The following is a 16,513-nucleotide window of genomic DNA, read 5'->3' on the forward strand; positions in this document are numbered from 1 at the left end:
GCCGAACAGGGGCATGGCGGACAGCGGGCATGGCGGGCACGCGCTCGGCGGCCGTGGCGAGGAGAAGGCGCCCGTCTGGCGGCCGGGCGCCTGACCTGCTCACCCGGACGCCGTTGAACGCCTCTCCCTCACCGGACGCCTCAGCGCCACCCGGACACAGGCGAACGCCTCAGCCGGACAGCCGCTTGGCGAACTCCGTAGCGGCCGCCCCCGGATCCTCCGCGTGCGTGATCGCCCGCACCACCACGACCCGCCGAACCCCGTACGCCATGACGTCGTCGAGGTTGCCCAGGTCGATGCCGCCGATCCCGAACCACGGCCGCGCGGTCTCCAGCGACGCCGCGTGCCGGAGCAGCGGCGGCCCTGGGGCCGGTCGGCCGGGCTTGGTCGGCGTGGGCCAGACGGGGCCGCAGCAGAAGTAGTCGACGCCCTCCTCCACGGCCGCGGCGGATGCCTCGGCTGCGGAGTGGGTGGACCTGCCGATGACGATGTCGTCGCCGAGTATCTCTCGCGCGACCGTCACAGGAAGGTCGTCCTGCCCCAGATGGAGCACGTCGGGCCGGGCGGCGTAAGCGATGTCCGCCCGGTCGTTGACGGCCAGCAGTTTGCCGTGCCGGTCGCAGGCGTCGCGGAAGACCTCAAGGAGCGCGAGTTCTTCGCGTGCCTCCAGGCCCTTCTCCCGCAGTTGGACGATGTCCACGCCGCCGGCCAGCACCGCATCGAGGAACTCTGCCAGGTCGCCGCGGTCGCGGCGGCCGTCCGTGCAGAGATAGAGGCGGGCCTCAGAAACCGAGGGCTTGGGCACGCCGCTTGACCTCCGTGTGACGGCCGGCCTTGATCGCCTCGATGGGCGACCCTGGCAGGGACTCGTCAGGGGTGAAGAGCCAGCGCAGCGACTCGACGTCGTCGAAACCGGCGTCGAGCAACACAGTAAGCGTTCCTGGCAAACCCTTCATCACATCTTGTCCGTCGAGGAACACCGCGGGCACTTGCGGCCCGCCTCCCCCTCGGCGTACGCCGAGGAGTTTGTGGTCCTTGAGGAGTTGCTTGGCTCGCCCCAGCGAGAGGTCGAGGCGCGAGGCCACTTCGGGGAGAGTGAGCCACTCGTCGACGAGCTGGTCTGTCTCCCGGTCGATCTGTGCAACAGAAAGCGTCACGAAACCACAACTACCACATGCCGTGCTTGCTCAAACAACACAATCCCGTAGGGGGACTTCTGGATCTACCAGGCGCTCCACGTCGAGACGGTGTCCCGCGTCGATGATTCTGCGCCCCTGTACGAGGTCGCGCGGCCGGTCCACGGCCAGCACCGCGGCCAGGGAGTCGTCCGCGGTCAGCCAGACGGCCGACCACTTGCCCTCGGGCTCGCCACGGTGGATGAGACGCTCGCCCGCCGGATGGTGACCGGCGTACTGGAGCATGTGGCCGAACTGCTCCGACCAGAAGTAGGGCACCGGATCATAGGCGACCTCCTCCCCCAGCAGGGTGGCGGCGGCGACCTCGGGGGCGTTCAGGGCGGTGTCCCAGTGCTCGACGCGGAGCCTGGTCTGCCAGCGGCGCGACCACCAGGCGGCGCAGTCGCCGACGGCCACGGTGTGAGGCAGGGAGGTGCGCAGGTGCTCGTCGGTGACGACGCCGTTGTGCAGGTCGATGTCGGCGGTGGCCAGCCACTCGATCGCCGGGCGTACGCCGATGCCGGTCACGACCGCGTGGGCCTGCACGAACTCGCCGCCCACCAGCCGTACGCCGCCCTCGTCCACGGAGTCGACCATGGTGTCGAGCCGCAGGTCGATGCCGTCGTACCAGTGCTGGGTGCGGGCGCCGATCTCGGCGCCGACGGCGGTCGCGAGCGGCGCGGGACCGGCCTCGATGATCGTCACCTCGCAGCCGGCGCGGCGGGCGGCGGTGGCGACCTCCGCGCCGATCCACCCCGCGCCGATGATCGCGATGTGGGCTCCGGGAACGAGCATGGCCCTGAGCTCGTGCGCGTCGTCGATGGTGCGCAGCACGTGCTGCGGGCCGTCGCCGGGCAGCAGGATCGGCTCGGCTCCGGTGGCGATCACCAGGCCGTCGTAGCCGAGCTCGCCCTCGGTCGTCTCCACGACGCCCGAGCGCAGGGACTTGGCGCTGACGCCCGGCCAGAAGTCGACGTCCATGGCGGCGAGGTCGGTTTCGACGTAGCTGGTGTCGGCGTCGCCGAGCAGCACCGCCTTGGACAGGGGCGGGCGGTCGTAGGGGCGATGGCGTTCCTGCCCGATCAGGGTGATCCGGCCGCCGAATCCGCGTCCGCGCAGGGCCTCCACGGTGCGCACTCCGGCCAGGCCCGCTCCTACCACCACCACATGGTTCACGTTCATGACCATAACGGGGGCCGTGCTTGAACGCCGCACCGAGGCCGTAGGCTGTGCAGGAAAGACGCGCGGGAGTCCGGCCATTACCGGGCTGAGAGGAAGGCTTCAGGGCCTTCGACCGCAAGACACCTGATCCGGATCATGCCGGCGAAGGGAGCGCAAGTGGATGTGATCGTGGGTGGCGGGGTCGTCGGGCTCTCCATCGCCTGGCGGATGGCGCGCGCGGGGCGGCCGGTCACCGTGGTGGATCCGGCGCCCGGCGCCGGGGCCTCTTACGCGGCGGCCGGGATGCTGGCCCCGGTGAGCGAGGTCGCCTACACCGAGGCGCCGCTGCTCCGGCTGGGAGCCGCCTCGCTTCGGCGCTGGCCCGCCTTCGCCGCCGAGCTGGCCGCCGACGCCCTGCTGACCGCCGACGCCCTGCTGACCGCCGACGCCCTGCGGGCCACCGACACCCTGCTGGCCACCGACGCCCTGCTGGGAGCCGACGCGGGCCTCGCCCCGGGCCAGGGGCCCGGCGAAGGGGCTCGGCTGGGGCTGGATCTGCGGGCTGACGGGATGCTCGACGTCGCCTTCGGCGCCGACGACCTTGCCGCGCTGGACGAGCTCGCGGCGTTCATGGAGAAGCTGGGCCTGCCGGTCGAGCGGCTCACCGGGCGCGAGTGCCGCCGTCTGGAGCCCATGCTGGCTCCCTCCGTGCGCGGCGGGCTGCTGGCCCCCGGTGACGCCTGGGTGGATCCGCGCCGCGTGACGGCGGCGCTGCTCACCGCCCTGGATCGGCTGGGGGCGCCCGTGGTGCGGGCCCGGGTGAGCGAGCTCCTGCGGGAGGACGGCCGGGTCGTCGGCGTACGTCTGGACCGGTCCCCTTCTGGTGACGGCGCGAAGTCGGACGGCGACGCCGCCGGCGCCGGCGATGAGCGGCCGGCGGAGATGCGGGCGGATCGGGTGATCCTGGCGGCCGGGGCTTGGAGTGCCGAGCTGGCCGACGTGCCGGTGCGGCCGGTCAAGGGGCAGATCATGCGGTTGCGTTCGCCGAGCCCGCTGCTCACCCGATGTGTACGCGGGACCGTCCACGGCAACCCCGTCTACCTCGTTCCCCGGGGTGACGGCGAGCTGGTGGTCGGGGCGACGCAGGAGGAGCTGGGGTTCGACACCCGGGTGACGGCGGGCGGGCTCTACGAGTTGCTTCGTGACGCCAGGGAGCTGGTTCCGGGGATCACCGAATTGGAGGTCGCCGACGTCGTGGCCGGGCTGCGGCCCGGGACCCCGGACAACCTGCCGGTCATCGGGCCGAGCGGCACGCCGGGGTTGACCCTGGCCACCGGGCATCACCGGGGCGGCGTGCTGCTGGCCCCGCTGACGGCGGCGATCGTGCTGGCTGGGATCGACCGCGACGGTCCCGGTGGCGGCGCCCGGAGTTCGGGTGATGGTGCCCGGAGTTCGGGTGATGGTGCCCGGAGTTCGGGTGACGGCGGCGGTTCGGGTGATGGCGACAGTGAGTTGGGCGAGCTGGCGGCCTTGTGCGCGCCGGAGAGATTTCAGGAAATTTCATGAATCTGTGGATCAACGGGACTGCGCATGAGGTCGCCGACGGCATGACCGTGGCGCAGGCCGTAAGCACGTTGACCTCGGCCACCACCGGCGTGGCCGTGGCCGTGAACGACGAGGTGGTCACGCGCGGCACGTGGGAGACGACGGCGCTCAGCGACAGTGACCGCGTGGAGGTTCTGACGGCGGTGCAAGGTGGATGATCTGATCATCGCCGGGGAGAAGTTCTCCTCCCGGCTCATCATGGGGACCGGCGGCGCGCCTTCGCTCGAGGTGCTGGACCAGGCGCTGGCCGCGTCCGGGACCGAGCTCACCACCGTGGCCATGCGGCGGCTGGACCCCGGCTCGCGCGGTTCCGTGCTCGACGTGCTGCGCAAACGGGACATCAAGGTGCTCCCCAACACGGCGGGCTGCTTCACCGCGGGCGAGGCCGTGCTGACGGCGCGGCTGGCCAGAGAGGCCCTGGGGACGAACTGGGTCAAGCTCGAGGTCATCGCCGACGAGCGGACGCTGCTGCCGGACCCGATCGAGACGTTCGACGCGGCGGAGCGGCTGGTGGCGGACGGGTTCGTGGTGCTGCCGTACATCGGCGACGACCCGGCGCTGGCGCGGCGGCTGGAGCAGGCGGGGTGTGCGGCCGTGATGCCCTTGGGCGCCCCGATCGGCTCGGGGCTGGGCATCCGCAACCCGCACAACATCGAGCTGATCGTGGAGGCCGCCTCCGTCCCGGTGGTCCTGGACGCGGGCATCGGGACGGCCAGTGACGCCGCGCTGGCGATGGAGCTGGGCTGTGACGCCGTACTGCTGGCCACGGCCGTCACCAGGGCGCAGCGGCCCGAACTCATGGCGGCGGCGATGAGGGGCGCCGTGACGGCGGGGCGGCAGGCGCGGCAGGCGGGCCGCATCCCGCGCAGGCGGTACGCGGAGGCGTCCTCTCCACTGACCCCCTGACTCGCGAGAAAAAGATTCGGTGGTTCCGGGGTGCACCGGCCCTGGACCACGGTGCATGGGGCGGCAAGGCGAGTGGAGATATGTCCGCTTCGCCATAAAATGGGGCATTTCACGGAGCACGTCTCCGCATCGGTTTCGGGCGGCTGGGCCCTGCCAGTGGCAAAACGCCCGTAAACTCGGCCGGGTGGAAAGGACGACTGCGGACCCCCTGGTCGGGCGGCTCCTCGATGGGCGCTATCGCATCGAGAGCCAAATCGCCCGGGGCGGTATGGCGACCGTCTATCTCGCGCTGGACATCCGGCTCGACCGGACGGTGGCGCTGAAGGTCATGCACCGCTCGCTAGCCGAGGACCCTGCCTTCGTCAGAAGGTTCATCGGCGAGGCCAAATCGGTCGCCAGTCTCTCTCACCCCAACGTGGTGCACGTCTTCGACCAGGGCACGGACAACGACGTCGTCTATCTGTCGATGGAATACGTCCCTGGCAAGACGCTGCGCGACATCCTCCGCGAGCGCGGCAGGCTGCCTGCCCGCGAGGCGCTGGAGATCATGATCCCGGTGCTCGCCGCCCTCGGCGCGGCCCATCAGGCCGGGCTGGTCCACCGCGACGTGAAGCCGGAAAACGTCCTGATGACGGACGACGGCCGGGTCAAGGTCGTCGACTTCGGCCTGGCCAGGGCCATCGAGGCGACGAACCAGACCCGTACCGGCGTCATGATCGGCACGATCGGCTACATGGCGCCCGAGCAGGTCATGACGGGCGCCGCCGACGTCCGCAGCGACGTCTACGCCGCCGGCATCATGCTGTTCGAGCTGGTGACGGGGCAGCAGCCGTATGACGGCGAGACGCCGATGTCGGTGGCCTACCGCCACGTCCACGACACCGTCGCGGCCCCGTCGTCGGTGGTCCACGACGTGCCGCCGCTGATCGACACGCTGGTGGGGCACGCCACGGCCCGCGAGCCGCACGACCGGCCCGCCGACGCGACCGCGATGCTCGTGGCGGCCGTGGACGCGCACCGGATGTTGCCGCGGATGAGCATGCCGCCGATGTCGCACTCCCAGCCGCAGCCCAGGCCGGTCCCGGGCGCGGCCGCGTCGTCGGTGCCGCTGGCCGCCCCCACCTACACGCTCATCCAGCCCCGGGTGGAGGCGCCGGCACGGAGCAGCGGGTTCAAGCCCAACTGGTTCCTGGTGGTCCTCGCCGCCGTGATGGTGGTGGCGGTCGGGCTGACCGGATGGTTCTTCTCCCAGACCGAGTACGTCGCCGTCCCCTATCTGATCGGCAAGAACCTCGCCGTGGCCGAGAAGAACGCCAACAGCCTGGGACTCAAGGTGAAGATGGGCGAGGGCCAGCACGACGAGAAGGTGGGCGAGGGCCTGGTCCTGCGCACCGACCCGGTCGCCAAGTCCGAGGTGGAGAGCGGCGACACGATCACGCTGGTGCCCTCGCTGGGCCCCAAGCGCGTCGTCGTGCCCAACACCGGCGGCATGACCGGCAACGACGCGCGCGCCGCGATCGCCGCCGCCGGGCTGACCGTGGGCGCGGTCAAGCGCCTGGCCAACCCGGGGGTCGAGCGTGACAAGGTGATCCGCACCTCGCCGCAGGTGGGCGAGAAGGTGAAGGAAGGCGCGAAGGTCGACATCTTCGTCAGCGCCGGGCTGGTCATGCCCGACGTCGGCGGCATGCCGAAGGACGAGGCCGCCGCCTACCTGGGCGCGCAGGGCTTCCAGGTGCAGGTCAACGAGGTGGACGACGACGCCGAGCCGTGCACGGTGATCGCCCAGTCGCCGAAGGCCAAGTCCGAGGTGGACAAGGCCGCGCCGGTCATGGTCACGGTGGCGCGCTGCGCGACGGACTTCTGGAACTGGTTCCGCAACGGTGACAACCAGGCCCGCGACGATCAGCAGTTCAGCCTGGTGCCCGGGGTGATCGGCAAGGACGTCCGGGACGCGAAGGCCGAATTAGAGGCGCTGGGGTTCAAGGTACGGGTGCAGCGGCTCGGCAACCGGGGCGTGGTGCAGTATCAGCGGCCGCTGCCCAACAGCGAGCGCCCGCCCGGCACCGTGGTCTTCCTCTGGCAATAGTCGGCGGTAGGCGTCACTCCGGGCGGAGCGCTCAGGTGCCTCTGGCAGTGAGCGTCACTCCGGCGGAGCGGTCAGGTGCCCGTGCAGGCGGACTCTGGCCAGGCCGCCGTCCGGGTGGATGCCGACCCGGACGTGCGTGACCGGCTCCGCGTGCCCGAGCCTGAAGCGGTGCGCCGTGTCGGGCTGCAGCCGCGTCCTGGGCAGCAGCTCGACCTCCCGCTCCCCGTCCAGCCCCGTCAGCGCGACCGCCCCGGGCGCGTTGAACAGCAGGTTGGTCGTGTCGATCTCGGCCAGCCTGATCACCCCGCGCCCGGCCAGCCTGATGACCAGCCAGTCGTGGCCCGCGTCCCGGCGCCGCGCGGTCTCCCACCCCTCCGCCTGGTGCCGGGCCAGTCCCGGCGCGATGACGTTGTTGGGGGCGGAGTAGAAGTCGTCGGAGCAGGCGGTGACGAGGCCGCCGTTGGCGAGCGCGGCCAGATCGAGGCTGAGCCCGTCGTAGGCGGACAGGTCGGGGCGGGCCTCGCCGTGCACGCGCAGGCGGGCGACGCCGCCGTCCGGGAAGATGTTCAGCCGTACGTGGGTGTAGCGGGCCTCGTCGGCGACGTCGAAGTGGTGCTCGGCGTCGCCCTTGAGGCCGGTCATCGGGACGATCTCCGCCCACTCGGCGGCGAGCAGCTCGGCCGGTGACGGATGGCCCGCGACGCGGGCGGCCTCGACGGAGGCATGCGGCGGGTAGTTGCCCTTGAACCAGGCCGTGTCGACCACCACGCCCCGGATCGTGCCGGGGATCCCGAGCCGCACCACCGCCCAGTCGTGACCGGGCTCGCGGCGGCGCCGGGTCTCCCAGCCGTCGTACACCTGCCCCTTGCTGCCGAACGTCGCGGCCTGGAAGCCCGGCCGCCCCGGCCTGATCAGGCTCTCCTTCTCGGCGAACGACTCGTCGCTGGCCGACACGACGGAGCCGCCGAGGGTGCGCAGGGCGAGATCGGGCAGACTGGTGAAGCGGGACATCTATTGCTCTCCCAACAGGAATCGCCCGTGCGGGGCACCGTCCACGGGGCGGCCGCGCAACCACGTGGTCAGGACGGCGCCCTTGAGCGTGTGGCCGTGGTAGGGGGTGACCGGGTTCTTGTGGTGCAGGCGGGCGGCGTCGATCAGGTGGTCGGCGGCGGGGTCGAAGGCGACCAGATCAGCATCATTGCCCGGCTTTATACCCCCTTTTCCGGAAATATCGGCGAACGCCGCTGGATTGGCGGACATCCAGCGGACCACGTCCCCCAGCCCGTACCCCCGCCGCGCCGCCTCCGTCCACATCGCCGCCAGCCCGAGCTGGAGCGAGGCGATGCCACCCCAGGCGGCTCCGAAGTCGGGCACCTTCAGGTCGGCCGTCGAAGGCGAGTGGTCGGACACGACACAGCTCAGCACGCCCCTGGCCAGCCCGTCCCAGAGCAGGTCGCGGTTGGCCTCCCCGCGGATCGGCGGGCAGCACTTGTACGCGGTCGCCCCGTCCGGCACCCGCTCGGCCGCCAGCGTCAGGTAGTGCGGGCACGTCTCCGCCGTCACGGCCACGCCCCGCGCCTGGGCCGTCTCCAGCACGTCGAGGCAGGAGGCGCTGGAGACGTGCAGGATGTGCACCCTGGCGCCGGTCTCCTCCGCCAGCCGGACGGCCAGCGCGACGGCGCTCCGCTCCGACGCCTCCGGCCGCGAGTCCAGGAAGTCGCGGTAGCCCGGCCCTCCGGGCTCGGCGAGCAGCGCCGGATCCTCGGCGTGCACCACCATCACCCCGCCGAACCCGGCGATCTCCGCCAGCGCCTCCCGCAGCTCGCCCGGCTCCAGCGGCGGGAACTCCTCGACGCCGGACGGCGACATGAAGCACTTGAACCCATAGACCCCCCGCTCGCGCAGCGCCGCGAGGTCCTTGACGTTGCCGGGCACGGCGCCGCCCCAGAACCCGACGTCCACGTGGCACTGCCCCTCGGCGGCCCGCAGCTTGGTCTCCAGCGCGGCCACGTTCACGGTCGGCGGCAGCGAGTTGAGCGGCATGTCCAGGATCGTGGTGACGCCGCCGGCCGCCGCCGCCCTGGTCGCCGAGGCGAAGCCCTCCCAGTGGGTCCGGCCCGGCTCGTTGACGTGCACGTGCGTGTCGACCAGGCCGGGAAGCAGGGCCAGGTCGCGCAGGTCGATGTCCTCGGCGGCGTCGAGGGGGGCGGCGTAGTCGTACAGGCCCGCGATCCGCTCGCCGCGCACGGCCACCGCCGCCGCCCGCTCCCCGTCGGGCGTGACGGTCCTGCGCGATCTGACGACGAGGTCGAAACCGGTCATCCTGTTCCCTCCGCGAGGTGGTCGGCGGCGAGGCGGGCGGCGAGGCGTTCGAGCAGCGGCCCCGCCTCGGACATGCAGCGGGCCGGGTCGGGCTCCAGGTCGGTCAGCGCGTACGCGGCCGCGAGACCGGCGGCCGTGAGCTGGGCGTCGCTGAGCGTGCGGCGACCGCAGACGGCCACCACGGGAACACCGGCCCTGGCCGCCGCCTTGGCCACGCCGATCGGCGCCTTGCCGCGCAACGACTGCTCGTCGAGTGAGCCCTCGCCCGTGATGACCAGCCGCGCGCCCGCGACCTGCTCGCCGAATCCGAGCAGGTCGAGCAGGTAGTCGATGCCGGGCCGGAGCTCGGCGTGCAGGAACGCCAGCGCCGCGAACCCGACCCCGCCCGCCGCGCCCGCCCCGGGGGCCCCGGCCACGCCCATCGCGCGGGGGACGTCATCGTGCTCGACCGCGCCCATCAGGCCGTGGGTCGTGGTCGCCACGGCGGCCAGGCGGGACAGCGCGGCCTCCAGGTCCTCGACGTCCCCGGGGGTGGCGCCCTTCTGCGGCCCGTAGACGGCGGCGGCGCCGTGCGGGCCGAGCAGAGGGTTGTCCACGTCGCTCGCCACCACGAACTCCACGCCGCCGACGTGCAGGAAGCCGGACATGTCGATGCGCGCGAGGTCCTTCAGCGCGCCGCCGCCGCGCGGCAGGTCGCCGCCCCCGGCGTCCAGCAGCCGGGCGCCGAGGGCCTGCGCCATCCCCGCTCCGCCATCGGTGCACGCGCTCCCGCCCAGCCCCAGGACCACGCGCTTGGCGCCACGGCGGACGGCGTCGGCGATCAGCTCGCCGGTGCCGTAGCTGGTGGCCGTCAAAGGCTCGTGCCCGCCGGGAAGGCGGCGCAGCCCGGACGCCTCGGCGAGCTCGACCACGGCGGTGCCGGCGGGATGCCAGGCGTACGAGGCGGGGATCCGCTCTCCGGTCGGCCCGGTGACCTCGATCGTGATCCGGGTGAACCCGCTCGCCACGGCGGCGTCCACGGTGCCGTCACCGCCGTCGGCGACCGGCAGCTCCACCGCCGGCACTCCGAGCCCCGCCGCCACCCGGGACGCCACCTCGGCCGCCGTGAGCGACCCCTTGAACTTGTCCGGGGCGATCAGAACATGCTGAACCACTACGAACTCCCACACGATGATGAACAATGTCCTGACGCGCCTTCCTGCCCGGTGCGAGCGGGCAGGAAGGCGTGCCTCATCATCCTGGCACCGGGGTGTGACAGGGAAGCAGGCCGGTACATCACGCGGGCGAAGAGGCGCTCACCGATCACTGCGATCGCACGCGGACGGCGAAAAAGGTCCGCCCGGAAGACCTGGGGCGAATCTCCTACGGCCGCCATCTGATGGGTTGTACACATCGCAGCGACTCGACTACTTACCGCTACTCGGCCGCGTTGTTCTCGTGGACAGCGCGGGTCCTTCCTGCTCGCGGGTGGTGTGTGACGTGCCGTTGATCGACCCGGAGTCGCGCGCGCTCGTCGCAGCCGCCGAACAGCACGCCCGTCACCTTCTGGCACAGACGGAGTTGCAGCTCGACATGCGAGCCCGTCAGCGTTCTGTGCTGCGGAACACTTACCCCGGTCGGGGCATCGCGTACGAGCCCGACTCGGCAGGCCGGATGAGGTGGATGGCCCGGCTCGGCCACCACATCACCTTGGAGGAGGCCACGGCCGGGGTGCTGCCGTTCATCCAGGGTGCGGACGTGATCGCGCTCGCGACCACGCTCCCCTGGCAGGCGGCCGATGGCGTCCCCGAGAGCCCGGGGACATGAGCACGCGCGGCGGCGAACCATACCCTTCCCCGCTGCCGCGCCACGAACGCAAGGCACGGACACCTTGGGTACTGGGCGTCAACTCTGCGCTAAATGCGATCAGGAAGTGGTCGCAGCCGTTCTGATCGGCCACGGTATACAGGTCCGCCTCGACCCCGAGGCGGTCGTCGGCGGGCACTTCACGTACTGGAACCCGACCTACGACGGCAACTCACAGCACCTGCTCGCCGAACACCGCCCGCAGAGAGTCCCGCCGCCGATCAACGCTTCCCGCGGCGAGCGTGAGTCGTGGGACGGCGAGAAGGCGGCCGGCGAACGGAAGTGGTTCGTGCGGCACGTGTGCGGCAGGACCGCAGCACAGATCGTCGCGGAACTGCGCAGGAGCGGAACCGCGTGACAAGCCGCCCGGCTCCCGATCGGGCCGCCGCAGTTCGGGAGCCGGGCGTACGACTCAGCTCGCGGACCGGCTCGCGCGCAGGTGGTTGAAGACGAGGTTCAGGACGATCACCACCAGGCTGCCGGTGCTGATGCCGCTGTTCAGGATGGTCTGGGCCCAGTCGGGGAACGTGTCGTAGAAGTCCGGCACGCCGACCGGGATGGCGGCCACCCCGATGGAGACCGCCACGATGATCAGGTTGTGGTTGCCGTCGAAGCTCACTCTGGTCAGGGTGCGGATGCCGGAGGCGGCCACGGTGCCGAACATGGCGATGCCGGCGCCGCCGAGCACGGGCTGCGGAATGGCCGCGATGATCGCGCCGAGCATGGGGATCAGGCCGAGCAGCACGAGGATGCCGCCCGCGGTCGCCACGACCCACCGGCTGCGCACGCCGGTCAGCCCGACGAGCCCGACGTTCTGGGCGAAGGCGGTGTAGGGGAAGGTGTTGAAGACGCCGCCGAGCGCGGTGGAGAACCCGTCGGCCCGCAGCCCGTCCGCCAGCCGCCGGGGGGTGAGCTCGGACCCGGTCATGTCGGCCACCGCCACGAAGTCGCCGGTCGTCTCGGTCATGGACACGAGCATGACCACGCACATCGAGACGATCGCGGTGACCTGGAAGGTGGGCAGGCCGAACGCGAACGGCGTGCTGATCCCGAGCAGGTCGGCCGAGCCCACGCGGGAGAAGTCGGTGAATCCGAGCGGGATGGCGGCCAGCGTGCCGGCGGCGATGCCCACGAGCACGGCGATCCTGCTCAGGAACCCGGTGGACAGGCGGTAGACGGCGAGGATGAGCAGCAGCACGGCGGCGGCCAGGGCGATGTTGCGCGGCTCGCCGTAGGACGGGCTCCCGGCGCCGCCGGCGGCCCAGCGGGCGGCCACGGGCAGCAGCGAGAGCCCGATGATCGTGATGATGGTGCCGGTGACCAACGGCGGGAAGAACCTGACGATCTTGGCGAAGTAGGGGGCGACGGCCACGACGAGCAGCCCTGAGACGATGACGGCGCCGTAGATGGCGGGCAGGCCGCCCTGCGTGGTGCCGATCAGCACCATCGGGGTGACGGCCGCGAACGTGCAGCCTTGCATGATGGGCAGCCTGACCCCGAACCGCCACACGCCCACGCACTGGATGAGCGTGGCGATGCCGCTGATCAGCAGGTCGGCGTTGATCAGGTACGCGAGCTGCTCGGGCGGCAGCTTGAGCGCGCCGCCCACGATGAGCGGCACCGCCACCGCGCCCGCGTACATCGCCAGCACGTGCTGCAGTCCGAGCGTGCCCAGTTGCGCGGCGGGAAGCCGGGCGTCAACGGGGTGCACGTCACTGGTGGTCATGGGCCACTCCAAGGTCAGGGGGTGACCTCCAGTGAAACAACCGGGCGGTGCGAAAACCTATGCACGCGGCCATGAACCGCCGCCCCGTCCTCCTGCCGCCAGGTGTGTGATCCTCCAACTGCGCTCACCGCGGGCCGGGCGCGATGGTGCGGTCCTCCATGCGGCCTACGACACCGCGCGGATGAACTCCTCCAGCGAGTAGCGGCCGTCCTGGTCGGAGTCGGCCTCCTGGCTCAGCGCCCCCAGCGCCTCCGCCGGCAGGCCGGGGAAGTGCCGCTTGAACTCGGCCTCGGTGATGTAGCCGTCTCCGTCGTTGTCGATCGAGGCGAAGGTGCTCTTGAGCTCCGCCAGCCGGTCGTCTGAGAGTTCCGAGGACACGGGACCACCTTTCGTACTCATTTACGGACGTATACACCTTAATGGCCCGACATCATTGACCCATGGAGTGGAATCCTGTTTACCGGCGCGTCGATCGCGGCCAGGAGGACGAGGTCCTGGCGGTGCTGGACGAGACCGCCGCCTGGCTCGCGACGGAGGGCGTCCAGCAGTGGCCGCGGCGCTTCGAGCGGGCCTGGATCGGGCCGGCGATCGCCAGGGGCGAGACGTGGCTGGTCGAGGTCGGTGGCAGGGTGGCCGCGACCGTCACCCTGGACTGGTCGGACCCGCTGTGGGAGGAGGACGGCCTGGCCGGATACGTCCACCGGATGGCCGTGCTCCGCTGGGCGGCCGGGCTGGGCGAGCACGTGCTGGCGTGGGCGGCGGATCAGGCGCGGGAGGCGGGCCGGGCCTACCTCAGGCTGGACTGCGTGGCCTCGAACCAGCGGCTGCGCGACCACTACGAGTCCGCCGGGTTCGCCTACCGGGGGGACGTGCGCGTGGGCGGCGCGCCGGGCCAGCGCGCGTCCTCCGGCCCGGTCACGCTGGTCAGCCGTTATGAGCTGCCCCTCACCGCACCCGCCAAGCCAGGCTGACGCCCCTCACCGCACCTGCCGCGCCGGGCTGACGCCTCGCTCGTGGGCCAGTCGCAGCAGCCGGCGGCGGGCCTCGCTGCCCGCGCGCCCGGCCGCGTCCTGGGACACGGTCTTCAGCTCACCGTCCTCGACCACGGTCCGGGCGCCCACCAGCAGCCGGGCCAGCGGCGGCGGGGGCCCGAAGACCAGCGCGCAGACCGGGTCGGCCACGGCGGCGGTGAAGGGGCCCTCGACCCGCCACAGGGCGATGTCGGCGAGCTTGCCGGGCTCCAGGGAGCCGAGCTCGTTCTCGCGGCCGAGGTTGCGGGCGCCGCCGAGCGTGGCGATCTCCAGGGCCTGCCGGGCCGACAGGGCCGCGGGGCCGTGCCGGGCGCGCTGTAACAGCAGCGCCTGCCGCATCTCCCCGGCCAATGAAGTCAGCTCGGAGGAGGCGCTGCCGTCCACGCCGAGGCCCACGTTCGCGCCGCGGCGCAACATCTCGGACACGCGGGCGATGCCCGCGCCGAGCCGGCCGTTGGAGGAGGGGCAGTGCGCGGTGCCGGTGCCGGTGGCGGCGAGCTTGCCGATGTCGCCGTCGCTGAGGTGCACGGCGTGCGCGAACCACACGTCGGGCCCGAGCCAGCCGAGGCTCTCCATGTAGTCGACGGGACGCATGCCGAACTGCTTCACGCAGTGCTCGTCCTCGTCCAGGGTCTCGGCCACGTGCGTGTGCAGGCGCACCCCCCTGGCCCTGGCCAGGGCGGCGGACGCGGTCATCAGCTCGGCGCTGGCCGAGAACGGCGAGCAGGGCGCCACCACGACCCGCGACATCGAGGAGAACGACGCGTCGTGGTAGGCGTCGATGGCCTCGGCGGTGGCGGCCAGGATGTCGTCCAGCTCCTCGACCACGACGTCCGGCGGCAGCCCGCCCCGCGACTCGCCCCGGTCCATGGAGCCGCGCGCGGGATGGAAGCGCAGGCCCACGTCGCGGGCGGCCTCCATCTCGGCGGCCAGCAGGTCGCCCCTGCCCTTGGGGAAGACGTAGTGGTGGTCGCTGGAGGTGGTGCAGCCCGACAGCGCCAGCCAGCTCAGCCCGGCCGTGGCGGCCCCGTTGACGACGCCGGCGTCCATGGCGGCCCACACCGGATAGAGCGCCACCAGCCACTCGAACAGCGTCGCGTCCTGCACGAGCCCCTGCGAGGCCCACTGGTAGAGGTGGTGGTGGGTGTTGACGAGCCCCGGGGTGGCCAGGCAGCCGGAGCCGTCGATCCGGGCCGCGCCGGGCACGCCGGGCGCGGGGCCGGCGCCCACGGCGGCGATCCGATCCCCCTCGATGTGGATATATCCGGATTCGATTTCGGGTCCTGCGACCGGCGCGACGTACACGTTCTCGATCAGGATGCTCATCCGGCCGCCGCCTTCCGCTCCGCCGCCAGGCGGACCGCGTCGAGGATCTTCTCGTAGCCCGTGCACCGGCACAGGTTGCCCGCCAGCGCCTCCCTGATCTCCGCGTCCGAGGGCCGCTCGACGCGGCCGAGCAGATCGTGCGCCTGCACGATCAGGCCGGGGGTGCAGAAGCCGCACTGCACGGCCCCGCACTCCGCGAACGCCTCCTGCACCGGATCGAGCCGGTCGCCGTCGGCCAGCCCCTCGACGGTACGCACCCGCCGCCCCTCGGCCTGCCCCGCCGCGACCAGGCAGGCGCAGACCGGGACGCCGTCCAGGTAGACCGTGCACGAGCCGCATTCGCCCTGCTCGCAGGCGTTCTTGGAGCCGGGCAGGCCGAGGCGCTCGCGCAGCACGTACAGGAGGCTCTCGCCCTCCCAGACGTCGTCGGCGCTCTGCGGCCGGCCGTTGACGGTGAACGTGACGCGCATCAGGCGGCCTTCCTTCCGAGATGGTCGTTCCACGCCCAGGTGAGCGTGCGGCGGGCCAGCACGCCGATGGCGTGCACGCGGTAGGCCGCGGTGCCGCGCACGTCGTCGATGGGCGCGGCGGCGGCCGCGCACAACTCGCCGAAGCGCTTGAGCAGCGTGGGGTCGAGCGGGGCGGCCCAGTCGAGCTCCCTGGCCAGCAGGTCCTCGGCCTCCAGCGCCCGGCGCGGGGTCGGCGCGGCCGAGCCGATGCCGGTGCCGACCCGGCGCTCCCCCGGATGCAGCGCGACCGCGAACGAGCACACCGCGATCACCATCGCGTTGCGGGTGCCGACCTTGGAGAAGTACTGGGCGCCGGTGGCGGGCTTGACGTGCACGGCCCTGATCAGCTCGTCCGGCTTCAGCGCGCTGCGCTTGACCCCCAGGTAGAAGTCGGCCGCGGGGATCATCCGCACCCCGCGCTCCCGCGACTCCACCTCGATCACCGCGTCCGCGGCCAGCAGCGGCGGATGGCTGTCCCCGGCGGGCGAGGCCGCGCCGAGGTTCCCGCCGACGGATCCGCGGTTGCGGATCTGCGGCGAGCCGACCGTCCGCGCGGCCTGCGCGAGCCCCGGCAGCGGCCCGCCCAGCTCCTCGATGATCGTCGTGTACGGCACCGCGGCCCCCACCCGGCAGGCGTCGCCCGCCATGCCCCAGGCCCGCAGCTCGGCCACCCGGGTGAGGTCGAGCAGCGCGTCGGGCCTGCGCACGTCGAAGTTGAGCTCGACCATGACATCGGTGCCGCCCTGGATGGGCACCGCCTCGGGCCGGTCCGCCTTGGCGGCCAGCGCCTCTTCCCACGTCGTGGGGCGCAAGAAATCCAT

18 protein-coding genes and 1 riboswitch are annotated in these 16,513 nt (G+C 72.1%); of the genes, 7 read left to right on the top strand and 11 right to left on the bottom strand.

All coding sequences use genetic code 11. The annotated features are described in order from the left end of the window. Positions 1 to 169: 169 nt before the first annotated feature. From thiE to ACWD0F_RS08230, 3 genes are read right to left on the bottom strand one after another with little or no spacing between them, the layout of a single operon-like run. Positions 170 to 805 (bottom strand): thiamine phosphate synthase, encoded by a 636-nt coding sequence (gene thiE, locus ACWD0F_RS08220; RefSeq protein ID WP_449873225.1) that lies wholly within the window; start codon positions 803 to 805, stop codon positions 170 to 172. Beyond that, the gene (locus ACWD0F_RS08225) at positions 783 to 1,157 is read right to left on the bottom strand and encodes an Rv2175c family DNA-binding protein (protein ID WP_449873226.1); all 375 of its coding nucleotides are present in this window, start codon (positions 1,155 to 1,157) and stop codon (positions 783 to 785) included. The genes thiE and ACWD0F_RS08225 overlap by 23 nt, the downstream gene beginning before the upstream one ends. Positions 1,158 to 1,187: 30 nt before the next feature. Then, complete coding sequence (locus tag ACWD0F_RS08230) at positions 1,188 to 2,357, bottom strand: NAD(P)/FAD-dependent oxidoreductase (RefSeq protein ID WP_449873227.1); 1,170 nt, start codon at positions 2,355 to 2,357, stop codon at positions 1,188 to 1,190. A gap of 52 nt (positions 2,358 to 2,409) precedes the next feature. Next, positions 2,410 to 2,524, top strand: a riboswitch (TPP riboswitch). On the opposite strand from ACWD0F_RS08230, the gene ACWD0F_RS08235 reads away from it, so the two are divergent. From ACWD0F_RS08235 to pknB, 4 genes are all read left to right on the top strand, one after another. Further along, complete coding sequence (locus ACWD0F_RS08235; RefSeq protein ID WP_449873228.1) at positions 2,493 to 3,902, top strand: FAD-dependent oxidoreductase; 1,410 nt, start codon at positions 2,493 to 2,495, stop codon at positions 3,900 to 3,902. (Overlaps the previous riboswitch by 32 nt.) Then, complete coding sequence (gene thiS / locus ACWD0F_RS08240; protein ID WP_449873229.1) at positions 3,899 to 4,099, top strand: sulfur carrier protein ThiS; 201 nt, start codon at positions 3,899 to 3,901, stop codon at positions 4,097 to 4,099. Before ACWD0F_RS08235 ends, thiS begins: the two co-directional genes overlap by 4 nt. Further along, positions 4,092 to 4,847, top strand: a complete 756-nt coding sequence (locus ACWD0F_RS08245; RefSeq protein WP_449873230.1) for a thiazole synthase — start codon at positions 4,092 to 4,094, stop codon at positions 4,845 to 4,847. The genes thiS and ACWD0F_RS08245 overlap by 8 nt, the downstream gene beginning before the upstream one ends. 184 nt (positions 4,848 to 5,031) lie before the next feature. Next, positions 5,032 to 6,933 (top strand): Stk1 family PASTA domain-containing Ser/Thr kinase, encoded by a 1,902-nt coding sequence (gene pknB, locus ACWD0F_RS08250; RefSeq protein WP_449873231.1) that lies wholly within the window; start codon positions 5,032 to 5,034, stop codon positions 6,931 to 6,933. Positions 6,934 to 6,987: 54 nt separating this feature from the next. Here the strand turns inward: pknB and alc are convergent, their stop codons facing one another. Genes alc through ACWD0F_RS08265 form a run of 3 tightly spaced genes read right to left on the bottom strand, consistent with a single transcriptional unit; the run spans position 6,988 to position 10,409 of the window. Continuing rightward, positions 6,988 to 7,944 carry an allantoicase gene (gene alc / locus ACWD0F_RS08255; protein WP_449873232.1) on the bottom strand — a complete coding sequence of 319 codons (957 nt, stop codon included), beginning with the start codon at positions 7,942 to 7,944 and terminating at the stop codon, positions 6,988 to 6,990. Next, positions 7,945 to 9,255, bottom strand: coding sequence for an allantoinase AllB (gene allB, locus ACWD0F_RS08260; RefSeq protein ID WP_449873233.1), 1,311 nt, complete (start codon positions 9,253 to 9,255; stop codon positions 7,945 to 7,947). Continuing rightward, the gene (locus tag ACWD0F_RS08265; RefSeq protein WP_449873234.1) at positions 9,252 to 10,409 is read right to left on the bottom strand and encodes a glycerate kinase; all 1,158 of its coding nucleotides are present in this window, start codon (positions 10,407 to 10,409) and stop codon (positions 9,252 to 9,254) included. Before ACWD0F_RS08265 ends, allB begins: the two co-directional genes overlap by 4 nt. Before the next feature lie 325 nt (positions 10,410 to 10,734). On the opposite strand from ACWD0F_RS08265, the gene ACWD0F_RS08270 reads away from it, so the two are divergent. Then, positions 10,735 to 11,061 (top strand): hypothetical protein, encoded by a 327-nt coding sequence (locus tag ACWD0F_RS08270; protein ID WP_449873235.1) that lies wholly within the window; start codon positions 10,735 to 10,737, stop codon positions 11,059 to 11,061. 106 nt (positions 11,062 to 11,167) lie between these two features. Then, positions 11,168 to 11,458 (top strand): hypothetical protein, encoded by a 291-nt coding sequence (locus ACWD0F_RS08275; protein WP_449873236.1) that lies wholly within the window; start codon positions 11,168 to 11,170, stop codon positions 11,456 to 11,458. A 54-nt stretch (positions 11,459 to 11,512) separates the two neighbouring features. Here ACWD0F_RS08275 and ACWD0F_RS08280 read toward each other — a convergent pair whose 3' ends face one another. Together ACWD0F_RS08280 and ACWD0F_RS08285 are read right to left on the bottom strand one after the other, a co-directional pair. Continuing rightward, positions 11,513 to 12,826, bottom strand: coding sequence for a nucleobase:cation symporter-2 family protein (locus ACWD0F_RS08280; RefSeq protein ID WP_449873237.1), 1,314 nt, complete (start codon positions 12,824 to 12,826; stop codon positions 11,513 to 11,515). A gap of 165 nt (positions 12,827 to 12,991) precedes the next feature. After that, a complete protein-coding gene (locus ACWD0F_RS08285; protein ID WP_449873238.1) occupies positions 12,992 to 13,204 on the bottom strand; it encodes an EF-hand domain-containing protein in 213 nt (70 codons plus the stop codon). Positions 13,205 to 13,266: 62 nt separating this feature from the next. On the opposite strand from ACWD0F_RS08285, the gene ACWD0F_RS08290 reads away from it, so the two are divergent. After that, the gene (locus ACWD0F_RS08290; RefSeq protein ID WP_449873239.1) at positions 13,267 to 13,797 is read left to right on the top strand and encodes a GNAT family N-acetyltransferase; all 531 of its coding nucleotides are present in this window, start codon (positions 13,267 to 13,269) and stop codon (positions 13,795 to 13,797) included. 6 nt (positions 13,798 to 13,803) lie between these two features. Here ACWD0F_RS08290 and ACWD0F_RS08295 read toward each other — a convergent pair whose 3' ends face one another. Genes ACWD0F_RS08295 through ACWD0F_RS08305 form a run of 3 tightly spaced genes read right to left on the bottom strand, consistent with a single transcriptional unit; the run spans position 13,804 to position 16,513 of the window. Continuing rightward, positions 13,804 to 15,183, bottom strand: coding sequence for an 8-oxoguanine deaminase (locus ACWD0F_RS08295; protein WP_449873240.1), 1,380 nt, complete (start codon positions 15,181 to 15,183; stop codon positions 13,804 to 13,806). Next, entirely contained in the window at positions 15,180 to 15,653 is a 474-nt protein-coding gene (locus tag ACWD0F_RS08300; RefSeq protein ID WP_449873241.1) for a (2Fe-2S)-binding protein, read from the bottom strand. Before ACWD0F_RS08300 ends, ACWD0F_RS08295 begins: the two co-directional genes overlap by 4 nt. Then, positions 15,653 to 16,513 (bottom strand): FAD binding domain-containing protein, encoded by an 861-nt coding sequence (locus ACWD0F_RS08305; protein WP_449873242.1) that lies wholly within the window; start codon positions 16,511 to 16,513, stop codon positions 15,653 to 15,655. The genes ACWD0F_RS08300 and ACWD0F_RS08305 overlap by 1 nt, the downstream gene beginning before the upstream one ends.

It is taken from the genome of Nonomuraea sp. NPDC002799 (assembly GCF_053592075.1).